General features: G+C 69.4%; 14 protein-coding genes. 8 read left to right on the top strand and 6 right to left on the bottom strand.

Features of this window, described 5'->3' with window-relative positions; genetic code table 11:
* Nucleotides 1–98: 98 nt before the first annotated feature.
* Nucleotides 99–1,412, top strand: coding sequence for an NAD(P)/FAD-dependent oxidoreductase (locus tag C461_RS02935; RefSeq protein ID WP_007998507.1), 1,314 nt, complete (start codon nucleotides 99–101; stop codon nucleotides 1,410–1,412).
* A gap of 39 nt (nucleotides 1,413–1,451) precedes the next feature.
* Here C461_RS02935 and C461_RS02930 read toward each other — a convergent pair whose 3' ends face one another.
* The 4 genes from C461_RS02930 to C461_RS02915 all read right to left on the bottom strand — a co-directional run bounded on the left by C461_RS02930 (nucleotide 1,452) and on the right by C461_RS02915 (nucleotide 5,073).
* Entirely contained in the window at nucleotides 1,452–2,681 is a 1,230-nt protein-coding gene (locus C461_RS02930) for a thiamine pyrophosphate-dependent enzyme (protein WP_007998506.1), read from the bottom strand.
* A 90-nt stretch (nucleotides 2,682–2,771) separates the two neighbouring features.
* Entirely contained in the window at nucleotides 2,772–3,812 is a 1,041-nt protein-coding gene (locus C461_RS02925; protein WP_007998505.1) for an NAD(P)-dependent alcohol dehydrogenase, read from the bottom strand.
* A 120-nt stretch (nucleotides 3,813–3,932) separates the two neighbouring features.
* Nucleotides 3,933–4,640 (bottom strand): J domain-containing protein, encoded by a 708-nt coding sequence (locus tag C461_RS02920; RefSeq protein ID WP_007998504.1) that lies wholly within the window; start codon nucleotides 4,638–4,640, stop codon nucleotides 3,933–3,935.
* A gap of 175 nt (nucleotides 4,641–4,815) precedes the next feature.
* The gene (locus tag C461_RS02915; protein WP_007998503.1) at nucleotides 4,816–5,073 is read right to left on the bottom strand and encodes an MTH865 family protein; all 258 of its coding nucleotides are present in this window, start codon (nucleotides 5,071–5,073) and stop codon (nucleotides 4,816–4,818) included.
* 127 nt (nucleotides 5,074–5,200) lie between these two features.
* Here C461_RS02915 and C461_RS02910 point away from each other — a divergent pair, with 127 nt between their 5' ends.
* Nucleotides 5,201–6,259 carry a M42 family metallopeptidase gene (locus C461_RS02910; protein ID WP_007998502.1) on the top strand — a complete coding sequence of 353 codons (1,059 nt, stop codon included), beginning with the start codon at nucleotides 5,201–5,203 and terminating at the stop codon, nucleotides 6,257–6,259.
* Nucleotides 6,260–6,610: 351 nt separating this feature from the next.
* Here C461_RS02910 and C461_RS02905 read toward each other — a convergent pair whose 3' ends face one another.
* Together C461_RS02905 and purN are read right to left on the bottom strand one after the other, a co-directional pair.
* Entirely contained in the window at nucleotides 6,611–6,994 is a 384-nt protein-coding gene (locus C461_RS02905; RefSeq protein ID WP_007998499.1) for a DUF4260 domain-containing protein, read from the bottom strand.
* A 288-nt stretch (nucleotides 6,995–7,282) separates the two neighbouring features.
* Nucleotides 7,283–8,899, bottom strand: coding sequence for a phosphoribosylglycinamide formyltransferase (purN, locus tag C461_RS02900; protein WP_007998496.1), 1,617 nt, complete (start codon nucleotides 8,897–8,899; stop codon nucleotides 7,283–7,285).
* Nucleotides 8,900–9,066: 167 nt separating this feature from the next.
* On the opposite strand from purN, the gene purB reads away from it, so the two are divergent.
* The 6 genes from purB (at nucleotide 9,067) to C461_RS02870 (ending at nucleotide 15,419) form a co-directional block, all read left to right on the top strand.
* Nucleotides 9,067–10,554: an adenylosuccinate lyase gene (gene purB, locus C461_RS02895; protein WP_049906242.1), complete on the top strand. Its 1,488-nt coding sequence runs from the start codon at nucleotides 9,067–9,069 to the stop codon at nucleotides 10,552–10,554.
* A gap of 47 nt (nucleotides 10,555–10,601) precedes the next feature.
* On the top strand, nucleotides 10,602–10,928 hold the full coding sequence (locus C461_RS02890) for a zinc ribbon domain-containing protein (protein WP_007998492.1): 327 nt from the start codon (nucleotides 10,602–10,604) through the stop codon (nucleotides 10,926–10,928).
* A gap of 123 nt (nucleotides 10,929–11,051) precedes the next feature.
* Nucleotides 11,052–11,843, top strand: a complete 792-nt coding sequence (locus tag C461_RS02885) for a sensor domain-containing protein (protein ID WP_007998491.1) — start codon at nucleotides 11,052–11,054, stop codon at nucleotides 11,841–11,843.
* A 130-nt stretch (nucleotides 11,844–11,973) separates the two neighbouring features.
* Nucleotides 11,974–12,729: a hypothetical protein gene (locus C461_RS02880; protein ID WP_007998490.1), complete on the top strand. Its 756-nt coding sequence runs from the start codon at nucleotides 11,974–11,976 to the stop codon at nucleotides 12,727–12,729.
* Complete coding sequence (locus tag C461_RS02875) at nucleotides 12,730–13,443, top strand: metal-dependent hydrolase (protein WP_007998489.1); 714 nt, start codon at nucleotides 12,730–12,732, stop codon at nucleotides 13,441–13,443.
* Between the two features lie 242 nt (nucleotides 13,444–13,685).
* Complete coding sequence (locus C461_RS02870) at nucleotides 13,686–15,419, top strand: L-lactate permease (protein ID WP_007998487.1); 1,734 nt, start codon at nucleotides 13,686–13,688, stop codon at nucleotides 15,417–15,419.
* Nucleotides 15,420–15,533 lie beyond the last annotated feature (114 nt).

The raw sequence follows: 15,533 nt of genomic DNA, 5'->3' as shown, positions 1-15,533 counted from the left end.
CCATCAGAGATGTGTATAAGAGACAGCTTATAACCGACCGCTGACCGGTCCGCGAATCCCCGCCGCCGCTTATAAACCTCCGACTCGAACGATCGCGTATGGACGGAGACGCCACCGTCGTCGGCGGCGGGCTCGCTGGGCTCGTCGCGGCGACCCGGATCGCGGAGGCGGGCGCGGACGTGACGCTGTACGAACGCCGCCCCGAGGTCGGCGGGCGCGTGCGGACCGAGACCGTCGACGGGTTCACCCTCGACCGCGGCTTCCAGGTGCTGTTCACGAGCTACCCGGCCGTCGTCCGAGAGCTGGACGCCGACGACCTCGACGTCCGGGAGTTCGCGCCGGGCGCGACGATCTGCCGACCGGGCTCGCGCTCGGTGCTCTCGGACCCGTTCCGCGACCCGCGGCGCGCCCCCGCGTCGCTCCGCAACCCCGAGGTCTCGTTTTCGGACAAGGTCCGCACGCTCGCGCTCCGGTACGATCTCTCGAAGCGCCCCGAGAACGACTTCTTCGTCGGTCCCGACGCCCCGATCCGCGAGTTCCTCCGCGACTGGGGGTTCGACGACGACTACGTGGAGCATTTCGTCGAGCCGTTCTACGGCGGGATCACCCTCGACCGCTCGCTGTCGACCTCGAAGCACGTCTTCGAGTACACGTTCCGAGCGATGAGTCGCGGTGCGATCGGGGTCCCCGCGGACGGGATGCGGGCGATTCCCGAAGCGCTCGCGGCCCGCGCCCGCGCGGCCGGCGTGACGATCGAGACCGGCGAGGACGTGGAGTCGGTCCGGATCGCCGGACAGGGGCGGATCCCGTTCCGGAGGGGGCGGGCGGACGCCGAGGGCGCCACCGTCGAACTCGCAGACGGCTCGACGCGCGAGACGGACGCGGTCGTCGTCGCGGCCACGCCGCCCGAAGCGCGCCGACTCACGGGCGTCGAGTCGGTCCCGACCGAGGGCGTCCCGAGCGTGACGGGGTGGTACACGCTCCCCGAAGGCGAGTCCTTCGAGACGGGCAAGCGGATCCTACTCAACGCCGCGGACGACTCGCCGAACGCGGTGGTCCCGATGTCGGAGGTCGCCCCCGAGTACGCGCCCGACGGCCGGGCGCTGCTCGCGGCGACGTTCCTCGGCGACCGACCCCTCGATCGGCCCGCTGACGCCCTTCGAGACGACGTGCGCGGCGCCCTCGACGCGTGGTACCCCGACCGCGACTTCGCGGGGCTGGAGACCGTCGACGTCAGCCGAGTCCGGTTCGCGCAGTTCGCGCAGCCGCCGGGCGTCCATGCCGGCCTCCCCGACCCCGACGACCCGGAGGGGCCGGTCGTGCTCGCCGGCGACTACACCGAGTGGTCGTCGATACAGGGCGCGCTCGAAAGCGGGCGGACCGCGGCGCAGGCTGCCGGTCAGTATTTATAAGAGCAGAGCGAGCGGCCGTCGAAGAGAAGCGCGGCCGTCCTACTCCCCGCGCAGGAACGCGTCCTCGCCGTGCTCGTCGACCGCCGCGAGCAACTCGTCGCGCTGGCGACGGAGTTCGGGCGGGAGCTCCGCGTACGCGTACTCGAACATGTCCGCCGGGTCGGCCGACAGCGACTCGGCGGCGTCGATGGCGTCGGCGACGACGTCGTCGGCGTGGTCGCGGGCCGCCGCCACGCCCTCGTCGTCGATCCGACCGGTCTCTCTGAGGAACGTCTCCATCCGGTCGATCGGGTCGAGCGCGCGCCACGGGTCCACGTCGTCTGGGTCGCGGTAGGCGGTCGGGTCGTCGGCGGTCGTGTGCGCGCCGAACCGGTACTCGACGAACTCGATCAGGACGGGGCGAGGGGCGGGCTCGCCGTCGCCCGAGCTCTCCTCGTCGCTGTCTCCGTCACCGCAGTCTCCGTCGCCGCCTCCATCTCCCCGGGCGCGCGCCGCCGCCTCCGCCGTGACCGCGTAGCTCGCCAGCGGGTCCATCCCGTCGACGCGGACGCCCTCGAAGCCGTAGGCGGCCGCCTTCTCGGCGAACGTCGCGCTCGCGGTCTGGTCTGCCTCGGGGATCGAGATGGCCCAGCCGTTGGCGTGACAACAGAAAAGCGTCGGGGTGTCGAAGACGCCGGCGAAGTTCATCGCCTCGTGGAAGTCCCCCTCGCTCGTCGCGCCGCCGCCGAAGTGCGCGGCGACGACGCGGTCCTCGTCGCGGTAGTCGAACGCCCAGGCGGCGCCGACGGCGTGCGGGAGGTGCGCCGCGATACCGATGTTGAGCGGGAACACGTTGCCGGCGGCGATCGCCTCGGTCCCGGACTCGTGGCCCATCCAGTAGGGGAGGTACTCGGCGAGCAGGTCGCGGACGACGACCGCGCCGTGCTCTCGGTACTGGTAGCTGATCAGGTCCCGGTCCGCGAGCGCGTGCGTCGACCCCACTGCCGAGCCCTCCTGGCCCGCACAGGGCGCGTACGTCCCGATGCGCCCCTGTCGCTGGAGGCTGACCGCGCGCTCGTCGAACCGGCGCGTCGTCACCAGATCGCGGTAGATCGCGCGGAACTGCTCGTCGGACAGCTCCGGCACGGTCGCGTCCGGGAGCGGGCGACCCGCCGCGTCGAGCACGCGGTACACGTCCTCGTCGGCCAGCGGATCGGTCGCGGAGTCGGGAGAACCGGAGGCGTCGGGAGAGTCGAGGGAATCGGCGGCGTCGGCGCCGTTCTCGTCCATGTGCGATCGCTGTGCGCCGCGGTCACAAGGAGTTAGCGGTCGCAGCGCCGTCCGAGCCGGCGCCGAAAGAGCCCCGGGTCGGGCACCCGCTCAGGGCGTGATGACGGCGCGCCCGTCGATCTCGCCGTGTTCGAGCTTCTCGGCGACCGTGTTCACGTCGTCGAGGCCGTACCGACTCGTGTGGAGGTCGACGTCGCCCTGCTCGACGAGCGCGACCAGCTCCTGCAGTTCGGCGTACCGCCCGACGATGTTGCCGACGAAGGAGAACTCGCCGTTCACGAGCGCCTGCGCCGGCTCGTGGACGTGGCCGCCGTAGCCGATGATGTGGTGGTCGCCGCCGGCCGCCGTGATGTCCGGCGCGTAGCCCGTGGTCACGTCCTCGCCGACGAAGTCGAGCACTTGGGCGGCGCCGTTCCCGTCCGTGATCCCCTCGATCTCGGCGGGAACGTCGACCTCGCTCGGATTGATCACGTGGTCCGCGCCGTACCCGTCCGCCAGATCGAGGGCGGACTGCTTGAGGTCGACGGCGGTGATGCGGGCCGCGCTCATCGCGTTCAGGCACTGGAGTCCGATGTGGCCGAGGCCGCCGACGCCGATGACGACCGCGTGATCGCCGGGATTCAACTCGGCGACGGCCTTCTTCGCGGCGTGGTACGCCGTGATGCCGGCGTCGGCGTGCGGGGCGATGTCGATCGGTTGGACGTCGCTCGGCAACGGGATCACCGAGCGCTCGCTCGTGTGGAGGTACTCGGCGAAGCCGCCGTCGGTGGTGAGCCCGTTGAACGCGTCGTTCTCGCAGTACATCGTCTCGCCGAGCCGACACGGACGACAGGTGCCGCAGGTCTGGACCGGGTGACAGATGACCGGGTCCCCCTCGGAAACGAGCGTCACGTCCTCGCCGGTCTCGACGACGGTTCCCGCGTTCTCGTGACCGAGCGTCATGGGGAGGTCTTGGGGGACGTACTCCGCCCACATCCCCTCGATGATGTGATTGTCCGTCTGACACCAGCCCGCGCCCTCTACCTCGACGATCACGTCGCTCGCGCCGGTCGCGTGCGGTCGGTCGACCTCGTCGATCGATAGCCCCTCCGTCATGTCGTCGGTGTACTCGTGAAGCCTAGCTGCTTGCATGTGTTTCACACACTCGTTCCTCTACCCATAAAAATCTATTAACGGTCTGCCACAACATCCACCGAAACTCGGCGTGGCGGGTCAAGCGCTCCATTCACACTTCGTCGACGGCGACGTCGCTCACCGCCCGAAGCCGGTCGGAGGCGGCGGGCGTTCGGTCCCGCCGATCCGGTCTCCTGAGGCGGCCCCTTCGTCGGCGTGGTTGCGAGCCGTCGCGTACGCCTCACGGACGCGCCGGAACGACTCCTCGTCGCCGCCCTGATCGGGGTGCGTCTCCTTGACGCGCTCGCGGTAGGCCCGCTTCACCGCGTCGGCGTCGGCGTCGCGGGCGACGTCGAGTTCGGCGAACGCGGCGTCGACGGGATCGGGGCCGGAGCCGGCGGCCGGTCCGCCGCGGCGCGGTCCCCAGTCGGGCTCGTTCACGTCGAAGGGGAGCCGGCGCCCGAGCCCGCGTCCGGGCATCTCGTGTTCACAGAGGACGGTGTAGATCCCTTCGCCCTCCAGTCGGAAGTAATCGTGTGCGTCGAAGGTGATGGCGACGCCGCGCTCGGGGAGGTAAAAGGGAACGGTCACGTCGTCGAACGCGTGGTCCTCGCGGACGCGCTCGCCCGTCGCCGCCAGGTACGCGCGGATCTCCCGGCGCCTGCGCTCGTCGCCGGTCGGCCCCCAGTCGGCGTCCGTCCACCCGTCGGCGGACTCGGCGGCGCTCGGTCCGAGGAGCCGGTCTCCGAGGTAAAAGGCGGCGGCGACGAGCACCGACGCGACCGCTCCGAGGACGACCCCGTAGATGACCCACGGCGGGACGAGCGCGATGAAATCGGCGACCACAGGCGCAGTAACGGCTCCGGAAGTATCAACCTCTCGGCGGGGGAGACGGCGTCGGAGTGTGGCGAGGATCGGGGGCGGTGAGGGCGTCGCGGTCGTCGGGGCGCGGGGGACAGCGAGGGCGTCGGGGTGCGGGGGACAGGGGGAGCGTCGAGAGTGGTGGGCGTGCCGAGGACGATCAGATCATGTCTTTCGCTTCGAGCCCGTCGAGGATGTCCTCGACGAGCGACTCGGCGTCGTCGTAGGGGAACTCCTGTTCGCTGCCCAGCTTCGCGGCGAGCTCCATCGCCGTGAGGCTCACGTCGCCGGCCTCGAACTTCGTCGCCGGCCCGTCCGGGAGCGCGGGGACCAGATCCATCTGGTTTTTGACGGGGTAGTCGGCGCCGCCGAACGCGTCCATGAACTGTTCGCGGAGTTCCGCTCTAACGTCACTCATACACCCACGTCCCGCGAGGGGCCGCAAAAGCGTTGCGGAACAACGATAAACTATGTGAGGATTTTCGACGGGCGACGGGCGTGCCGGAACCTGCGGACCTTTGTCGGTGGGGCCGTCAGTGTGATCCATGTCGTTCGACTCCGATTTCGACTTCGACCTGCTGTGCGAACTGACCGAGGCGCGGGGCGTCCCCGGCTACGAGGACGACGTGCGCGACATCGTCCGCCGCGAGTTCGAGGCGCGCGCCGACCGGGTGCGCACCGACGCGATGGGCAACGTCGTGGGGACGGTCGAGGGCGACACTGACTACGCCGTCGCCGTCGCCGCCCACATGGACGAGATCGGGTTCATGGTCCGGCACGTCACCGACGAGGGGTTCGTGCAGGTCGACCCGCTCGGCGGGTTCGACGCGCGCGTGCTGCGCGCCCAGCGCGTCACCGTCCACGGCGAGGAGGATCTCACCGGCGTCATCGGCTCCGTCCCGCCGCACACGCTCACGGACGAACAGAAGGAGAAGGCCGACGAGGTGAAAGACGTGTACATCGACGTCGGGCGCGACGGCGAGGCGGTCGACGACCTCGTCGGCGTCGGCGACCTGGTCACGCTCGACCAGACGACGACCCGCATGGGCGACCGGATCACGGGGAAGGCGCTCGACGACCGAGTCTGTCTGTTCGCGATGCTCGAAGCGGCCGACCGCATCGAGGACCCCGACGTGACGATCCACTTCGCGGCGACCGTCCAAGAGGAGGTCGGCCTTCGCGGGGCGCAGGCGCTCGGCGTCGATATCGACCCCGACCTCGCCGTCGCCCTCGACGTCACCGTCGCCAACGACGTGCCTCAGATCGGCGAGGCGGCCGACGCCGTCACCGAGCTGGGCAAGGGCACCGCGATCAAACTCAAAGACTCCTCCGTGATCACCAGCCCGAAGGTCCACCGCCGGCTGACCGACGTGGCCGAGACCGAGGGGATCGACCACCAGCACGAGGTGCTGCCCGCGGGCGGCACCGACACCGCCGGGTTCCAGAACACCGCCGGCGCGAAGCCCGTCGGCGCCATCTCCATCCCGACGCGCTACCTTCACACCGTCACCGAGACCGCCGCCGCCGACGACGTGGCCGCGACGATCGACCTGCTGACGGCGTTCTTGGAGTCGGAGACGGGCGAGCACGACTACACCCTCTAAACCACACGCGATCGACGCACGAACAACGCGCGATCGACGACGCTTATAAACCGAGTTGCGGTGGCGTCGCCGGCGCTCCGCGCCGGCTGCAAGCGAGAGCTTTGCTCTCGCCCTGCGCTCCGATGAGCGCCGCAACGCGGCGCGAGTCCGAGCGCGAGGGAGTCGGACCGGCGCGCCGCGCCGGTCCGACGAGGCTGGGGAGGCGTGAGGTGCGGAGCGGTGCGGGGCTGGGAGGGGGATACGTTCACCGTGTCAATCCGTTATAGATGGCTGGCTCTGTTGAAGCCTTTAAGAACTGACAGGATCGGTGTGCGAGATACAGAGGATGAGTGCAGCAGAGCAGTTCGATTATTAATCAGATTTGGTGAAGGCGTCCACTGGAGCAGGCTGGGTACTGAGATGTGTGTCTTTGAATCCGGATTCGAATTTCAGACCATATCCCACGAGACGGTCAGCTCCGATATGGCCAGCCCAAATCAGAGCGATAAGGAGAGCCATTCGGATGTCTGCCCAGAAGCCGAGGCTACCGAGGGCGAGCGGCAATGTGTACGTATGGACGATATTATAGCTCAGACTGCCGATTCGAGTACCAGCGAGATACCCAATCATTGATAAGTCAGGGGCTAACGCAAGAATGAGCAGCAACCAAACTGAGCCATCGAGCGTGAAATAACCAGCCAGCGCGATCCCCAAGACAGCCAATCCCTCGACACGCAGGAAATTCCGGGGTTCCATACTACATCCACTCAGACTTAGCTCTTGAATCCAGCGTCGATTGCTGCATATGCGCTCTGTATTCAGCACGGCTCCAAGAACATATCACCGGTTGAGAATTTCGACAGAGCCAGATGGCTAGATGAGGCGTTGTGGGCGCTCTCCGCTGACAACGACGGATAAACAGCCGGTTGGCCGATATATAAACAGCCGACAGTTTCCGTTTATAAACCCACTCAGAGCAGCCGAGTCACGACCCACGCACGTCCCAGCCGTCCAAACCGCCCCGACTGCACCGACCGCCCCGCCCTAATCGTGCCGGAAGCAGCGCGACCCGGTGAACGCCATCGCCATGTCGTGTTCGTCGGCGGCGGCGATCACGTCCTCGTCGTTGACGGAGCCGCCGGGCTGGATCACGGCCTCGATCCCGGCCTCGGCGGCCTCCTCGATCGCGTCGGGGAACGGGAAGAAGGCGTCCGAGGCCATCACGGCGCCCTCGGCGGACTTGCCCTCGGCGTCCTTCTCGGCTTTCATCGCCGCGAGCGCCACGGCGTCGACGCGGGAGACCTGCCCCATCCCGACGCCGACCGTCTCGGTGCCGGTCGCGAAGAGGATGCCGTTCGATTTGACGTGTTTGAGCGTCTTCCACGCGAACACCATCGTCTCCAGCTGCTCGTCGGTCGGCTCGCGCTCGGTGACGACCTCCAGGTCCGCGGCCGTCGGCGACTGCATGTCCCGCTCCTGTACGAGCCGCCCGCCGACGATGGGCTTCTCCGTGAACCGCTCGGAGAAGCGGTCGTCGCCCTCGCCGAGCGGGCCGACGTCGAGCACGCGGAGGTTCTTCTTCTCGCGGAGCACGTCGAGCGCGCTGTCGGTGTAGCCGGGCGCGACCACGACCTCCTTGAACGAGTCGACGACCGCGTCGGCGGTGTCGGCGTCGCACTCGCGGTTCAACGCGACGATGCCGCCGAAGGCGGACTTCGCGTCGGTCCGGAGCGCCCGGTCGTACGCGTCCGCGAGGGTGTCGGCGGTCGCACAGCCGGCCGGGTTCGTGTGCTTGATCACGGCGGCGGCGGGCTCGTCGAACTCCTTGACGAGGTTCAGCGCGGCGTCCGCGTCGTTGTAGTTGTTGTACCCCATCCCCTTCGCGCCGGGGTTGTGCTGGTCGGCGGCGACGACGCTCGCCTCCTCGCAGCCGTCGTCGACGTAGAGAGCGGCGTCCTGATGCGGGTTCTCGCCGTAGCGGAGCGTGTCGGCGCGCTCCTCGGAGACGAACCGCCGCTCCGGGAAGTCGCCGCCGACGTCGCCCTCGACCGTCACGCTAGTGGCGTCTCCGGTCCCGTCCCCGTCGTCCTCTCGTTCGACGGTCACCCGGTCCTCCGCGAACCAGCGCACCGCCCGCGGGTACGCCGTGAACTCGGCGTCGTGGAGGACGCGGTCCTTCAGCGAGTCGGCGTCGTCGTCCGCGTAGACGGGCACCGGCTCCTGCGTCACGATCGGGCCGGCGTCGACCGCCTCGGTGACGACGTGGACGGTGCAGCCGGTCGTGCGAACGCCCGAGTCGAGCACCTGCTCGTGGGCGTCCATCCCCGGGAACGACGGGAGCAGCGACGGGTGGACGTTCAGCGTCGTCGGGGCCGACGCGAGGAACTCGTCGGTCAGCACGCGCATGTACCCGTCCAGACAGACGATGTCGAAGTCGTACCCCGAGAGCCGGTCGAGGATCCGGCGCTCGTGGGCCGCGCGCGACTCGTCCTCGTCGCGGGCGACGACCTCGGTCGGGATCCGACGCTCCGTCGCGGCCTCCAACACGGGCGCGTTCTCCCGGTTCGTCAGGACGACCGACAGCTCCGCGCCGCCCGGCGCGACGTCGGCGATGTGTCTGAGGTTCCGTCCCCGGTTGCTCGCGAGTCCGGCGATCTTCATACTCGCACGTCCGACCGATCGGGTATATTGATTGCGGTCCGCCCCGAAGATAGATCCACGTTCGCGGATAGAATACTCGACGTAGCTCCGACACACCCCCATACCTATCCACACCCGTGCAATCCACCATCGACACGCTTTTGCCGGTTCCGGCGGCAGTCGCGAGCATGACAGACGACGCCGCAGCGACAGACTCCGCGACGACCGACGCCGCGACGACCGACGCCGCGATATCCGGGTTGTCCCGCTCTGACCCCCTCGCGGCCGTGTCGCCGCTGGACGGCCGATACGCCTCCCGAACCGCGCCGCTCTCGCCGTACGCGAGCGAGGCTGCGCTCATGCGCGCCCGGACCCGCGTCGAGGTCGAGTACCTGATCGAACTCGCCGCACTCGACGCGACCCCGATCGCGCTCGACGACGACGCGGCGGCGGCGCTGCGGTCGGTGTACGAGGCGTTCGACGCCGACGACGCTCGGCTGATCAAGGCGCTCGAAGTCGAGGGCGCCGAGGGGTACACGGCGACCAACCACGACGTGAAGGCGGTCGAGTACTTCCTGCGGGTCCGGTTCGAGGAGCTGGCGAGCGAGGACACGATCGAGGACGCCGAGTCGCTCTATCCCTGGATCCACTTCGGGCTCACGAGCGAGGACGTGAACAACCTCGCACACCGGCTCCTAGTGAAACCCGCCGTGAGCGAGGTGCTCGTCCCCGCGATCCGCGAGGTCCGCGACGCGCTCGTCGAGCTCGCCCACGAGCACCGCGACGCGCCGATGCTCGCGCGGACCCACGGCCAGCCGGCGACGCCGACGACGTTCGGCAAGGAGATGGCGGTGTACGCCGCGCGACTCGGCCGCGCGCTCGGGCGGGTCGTCGTCGCGAACGGCGACCTCTCCGGGAAGCTGGCGGGCGCCTCCGGCACCTACGCCGCCCACGAGGCCGCCTACCCCGACGTCGACTGGCGGGGGTTCTCCGCGTCGTTCGTGCGCGGGCTCGACCTGGAGCACACCCCGCTCGCGACGCAGGTGAACCCGTGTGACGACCTCGCGGCGCTGTTCGACGCGCTCCGGGGCGTCAACAACGTGCTCCTCGACCTCGATCTGGACGCGTGGCTGTACGTCTCCGACCGCTACCTCGGTCAGGAGACGGTCGCGGGCGAGACCGGCTCCTCGACGATGCCGCACAAGGTGAACCCGATCGACTTCGAGAACAGCGAGGGGAACCTCTCGAAGGCGAACAGCGATCTGACGTTCCTCGGCGATTACGTCACCGCCTCGCGGCTCCAGCGCGACCTCTCGGACTCGACGGTGAAACGCAACGTCGGCGCCGCGTTCGCGCACTGTCTGATCGGCTACTCGAAGGCCGAGGCCGGGCTCGCGAAGGTGGTCCCGAACGAGGCCGTCATGCGCGAGGAACTGGACGCGACCCCCGAAGTGATCGGCGAGGCCGTCCAGACGATCCTCCGGCGCGAGGGCGACACCGACGCGTACGAGCGCGTGAAGGACCTCACCCGGGGGCGCTCGGTCACCCTCGACGACTTCCGCGCGCTGTTCGACGACCTCGACGTCGACGAGGGCGTCCGCGAGGAGCTGAAGGCGCTGACGCCGGCCGGCTACACCGGCGTCGCAGACGAACTCGTCGACGAGATCGACGAGTAACCCGGCCGCCACAAGACGTTTATCGATCGCGGGTGCAGTGGCGTCCGATGCCCTCCAACGACGACGAGACCGAATACTCCGTCTTCGGCAACGACGCGGCCAACGAGTTGAACCGATCGACGGCCGGTTCCCGAGTCGACCCCGAGGAAGTGAATTCCGAGCAATCGGGACTCGGCGGCGACGAGGACGGCTGTCCCAAGTGCGGCGGGACGGCGACCGAGACCGACGAGATCGCGACGAGCGGCACCGGACTCACGAAGCTGTTCGACGTGCAGAACCGCAAGTTCGTCGTCGTCTCCTGTGCGGACTGCGGCTACTCCGAGCTTTATAAGGGCCAGTCGGCGGGGAACGCGATCGACTTTTTCGTCGGGTGAGCGCGACCGGAGAAGCACGGTTCGCGGTCGAAAGCCGATCGCGGAGGACGGCTGGAAACCGGTCGCGACCGCCCCGCACGAGCGATCGATTTATGTCTCGTGACCGGAACGTTTCGGTCGCGTATGGTCTCCCTCCGACCGCCCTCCGACCTCCCGGTCGTCGGCGTCCTCGTCGACGGTCGAACGTATCGCCACCTGGTGTACCTCCTGCTCGCGATCCCGCTCGGGTTCGTCTACTCGATGCTGTTCTCGTTCGGGTTCGTGTTCGGGTTCCTGTTCTCGGTCGTGCTCGTCGGCCTCGTGGTCCTGTTGGCGCTGCTTCTCGGCTCGCGGCTCGCCGCGGGCGTCGAGCGCTGGCTCGCCAACCGGCTCTTGGGCACCGACCTCGCCCCGTACGACGACGTGCCCGACGACGCGGGCGGCGGCCTCGCGAGCGTCCGTAAGTACCTCGACGCGGCGTCGACGTGGCGCGGGCTCGGCTTCCTCTCGCTGAAGTTCGCGGTCTCGGTCGTCGCGTTCGTCCCGCTGTTCGCGCTCGCGAACGGGCTCCCGCTGGTTCTCGCCCCGGTCCGGTATCCCTACGTGGCCGACTTCGGCGAGTCCAACGGCGAGCCGGTGACGTGGGCGATCGAGACCCTCCCGGAGGCGCTCGTCGCCGTCCCCGTCGGGGTGGTCGGCGTGCTCGTCGCGCTCCATCTCGCGAACCTCGTCGCGTACGTCGCCCGACAGATGGCGACCGCGCTGCTCGGCGAGTCGGTGGACGAGTCGGCGGCCCAGTCGGCGGAAGAGCCGACGGACGATTCGCCCGAGGCCGAACAGGACGCGTCGCCCGCCGTCGACGCCGGCGCGTTCGTTGCGGCGGAGGCCGTGGATCCGGAGTCGAGAGACGGTCCGGATCTCGTCGACGAGCCGTGAGCGATTCCTCCCGTTCTCGCGTTACCTCCCGCATCTCCCTCCGTTCTCGCGTCACCTCCCGCTCCGGCATCCCCCTCCGCTCTCGCGTCACCCCCGGAGCGCTTAATCTCGTGGGCGCGTCAGGGTCGGTATGGCTCCGACGCTGGTCAACGCCGCTGTCGGCGCCCTGCTCGCGGCCGCGCTTCTGGGGGCCGCGTTCGACCGGCGATCGGTCGCGATCGTCGTCGCCGCCGCCGCACTTCCCGACCTCGACGCGGTCGCGAGTCTCGCGGTACCGGGTGCGACGAACGCCCTCCTCCACAACCTCTGGGTGCCCCTTCTCGCCGGTGCGGCGCTGTACTGGGACACGTCGGTGCGCGACGCCTCGTGGCTCCGCGAGCGCGCCGGCTGGTACGGGGTGCGGGTCGCGTGGGTCGCGCTCGCGGCGTTCGTCGTCGCGGGCATCGGTCCGGAGCTGTTCGGCCGGGAGGGGGCGAACCTGCTGTATCCGGTCCACGACGCGTACTACCACGTCCACGGGCGGCTCGTCTTCTCGACGCAGGACGGGATCGTCCAGACGTTCGTGACGCGCGACGCGGCGGGACCGGGAATCCTACCGCTGCAGAGCCCGGGAACGACCGCCTCGTACGCGATCCCGACGTGGGTGAACCCTGACGGGCGGCCCGGTCTCTCGCTCGACGCCGAACGGAGACTGTATCTCGTGCGAACGGGCTGGCAAGCGGTCGTCGTCGCCGCCGCGACCGCGATGCTCGCGGTGCGATTCGGACGGCGCCGATCCGTCGGCACGGCCGGTGCCCGACCCGACGACGAGCCCGGACCCGACGACGAGCCCGGACCCGACGACGAACCCGGACCCGACGGCGAGACGACGGAGGTGAGCCGATAGGTGGTTTCGACGATCGTCCACGCCGGGTTCGCGCTGCTGCTCGCGGCCGGACTGCTCGGTGACCACTACGACCGGCGGGCGCTCGCGGTCGTCCTCGCGATCGTCGTGCTCCCCGAGGTCGACAGCTTCCTCGGCCCGTTCATGCCCGGGGCCCACCGGACGGTCGGACACAACCTCGTGTTGCCCGCGGCCGCCGCGGCGCTGCTCTACTACGACACGCGGCTACGAGAGCGCTCGGCGCTCCGCGAGCGGCTCAGCGACCGCGTCTCGGATCAGGGCGCCGCCCGGTGGATCGCGGTCGCGTGGGTCGGGCTGTTCGTCCACACCGTCGCGCACGTCTCGCTCGATTGGGTCCACCTCGAGGGCGTGAACGCGTTCTGGCCGCTCCGGGACCGCTTTTACGCCCTCAGCGGCGAGATCTTCGTGTCGACCGCGGACGGGTTCGTCCAGACGTTCGTCGACGTCCAGATCGACCCCGAAACGGGTGGGAGACGGGTCGACGCCGGCGAAGGCGGTACCTCGCGGACCGTCCACGTGAGCAACCCGGTCGAGCCGCGGGACCCCGGGACGGTCACCGACGAGCCGATCGACCGGCGGTTCCCGGTCGCGAACGCCGGGTGGCGGCTCTACCTGATCGGCCTCGGGCTCTTCGCGCTCGTCGCCCGGCGACTCCAGGGGGCGGACCCGGACCCGGCTCCGGACGCGAGAAACTGACACCGCGGCGCCCCGATCCCGCGCGGAGTCCGGCGTTTCGAGAACCATGCAGGACGTTTATTTACATGGATGTTTCTTACGGAAACGATGCACGACATGGTCGTTACTGTAGGACGACGCCGAGGCGGCACACGCTCGCGATCGAACCGGTCACCCGACGGACTGCCGAGCGGGAACGCGAGCGCATTCGAGTCAGCGAAACCGCGTCCGGAGCGGTGCGCCCTCGGCGCGGAGGGGGGCCGGTGACGCTGTCTGCGGGCGCGCCGCTCGCGGTGGTCCCGCTGGTCGTCGTCGCCGCACTGCTGGTGGGGCTGCTCTGGCCGGCGTCGCGGGCGATGCCGGTCGCGTGGCTGGCGGCTGCCGTCGTCGCGTTCCTCGCGTGGGATATGCCGGCGACGTGGATCCTCGCGGCGTCCGCCGACGGGGCGATGGCCGCGGTCGAGATCCTCTGGATCGTCTTCGGGGCGTTGGTGCTGCTGTACACGCTCATGAACTCCGGCGCGGTCGACCGGATCAACGCCGGGTTCGCGTCGATCAGCGACGACCGCCGGGTGCAGGTCGTGCTGCTGGGCTTCTTTCTCGCGACGTTCATCGAGGGCGTCGCCGGGTTCGGGACGCCGGCGGCCGTGGTCGCCCCGCTGCTCTTGGCGCTCGGGTTCCCGGCCCTGGCCGCCGTCGTCGCGGCGCTGATCGGCCACGCGGTCGCGACCGTGTTCGGCGCGGTCGGGACCCCGGTCATCGTCGGGTTCCAGCAGCCGCTGGCGGCCGTCTCCGAGTCTATCACCGCCGGCGGATTCGAGTCGGTCGGCGCCTACTCGATCGCCGCGGGCGCGTGGAGCGCCGCGTTCAACGGCCTCCTGGGGACGCTGATGCCGCTTTTCGCGGTCGGGATGGTCGTCTACTTCTTCGGCGAGCCTGAGGCCGACGATCGCTCGCTCTCGGCGCTGTGGGCGATCGCCCCGCTGTGTCTGTTCGCGGGGGTCGCGTTCGCGGTGCCGTACGTCGCCGCGGCGTGGCTGATCGGCCCCGAACTGCCGTCGCTCATCGCCGCGATGGTCGGCGGTGCGGTCGTCGTCGCGACGCTGAAAGCGGGCTACCTCCTCCCCGAGGAGGAGTGGGAGTTCCCGCCCCGCGATGACTGGCCGGACCACTGGGTCGGGAGCATCGAACCCGGTAGCGAGGCGGCCGACACCGGAACCGCCGTCGACGCGACCGCGGCTGACTCGTCGATGTCGTTGCTGCGGGCGTGGTCGCCGTACCTCGTCCTCGTCGTGCTGCTGGTCGGAACGCGGGTCATCACCCCGATCGCGACGTTCCTCCAGGAGGGACCGGGCATGGAGATCGCGTGGAACGGAATCGCCGGCACGACGATCAGCGGCGCGATCGGGTGGGCGTACGTCCCCGGGACGTGGCTCCTCGTCAGCGCGCTGCTCGCGGTGCCGATCTTCGGGATGGGACGCGACAAGGTGACGGACGCGTGGCGCGAGGCCGCCGGGAAGATCGTCTCGCCGGCGATCGCGTTGGTGTTCGTGATCGCGATGGTCGAGGTCATGCTCCAGACCGCGGCCCACCCCGGCGCGGCCGCCGACGGAAGCATGATCGTCGTGCTCGCGAGCGCGACGGCGTCGCTGCTCGGCGGGGCCTACCCCTTCTTCGCGCCCGTCGTCGGGACGCTCGGCGCGTTCATCGCCGGATCGATCACCGTGAGCAACATCACGTTCGCGGCGTTCCAGTTCGAGATCGCTCAAGAGATCGGCGTCTCGACGCAGTTGCTCGTCGGCGCTCAGACGATCGGCGCGTCGATCGGGAACACGATCGCCATCCACAACGTGATCGCCGCGCTGGCGACGGTCGGCCTCGTCGGAAAGACCGGCCGCGTCGTCAGACTGAACCTGATCCCGGTGACGTACTACCTGATCGTCGGTGGCCTGGCGACGTCGGCGTTCGTGTACGTGCTGTTCCCGACGACGTTCTGACCGGGAACCGTCCGGGACGTCACCGTGGGAGCGTCGAGGGCCGGGCCTTCACAGGTCGCCCGACTGCGGCGACCGGCCTCCGAACCCCGGGGTAATCGATCCTCTGGGGGACGG

The sequence above is a fragment of the Halorubrum aidingense JCM 13560 genome (assembly GCF_000336995.1).
In the GTDB taxonomy this organism is placed as follows: Archaea; Halobacteriota; Halobacteria; order Halobacteriales; family Haloferacaceae; genus Halorubrum; species Halorubrum aidingense.
The sequence above is the reverse complement of the archived record's forward strand: the minus strand, read 5'-3'. Positions and strand labels throughout refer to the sequence as shown.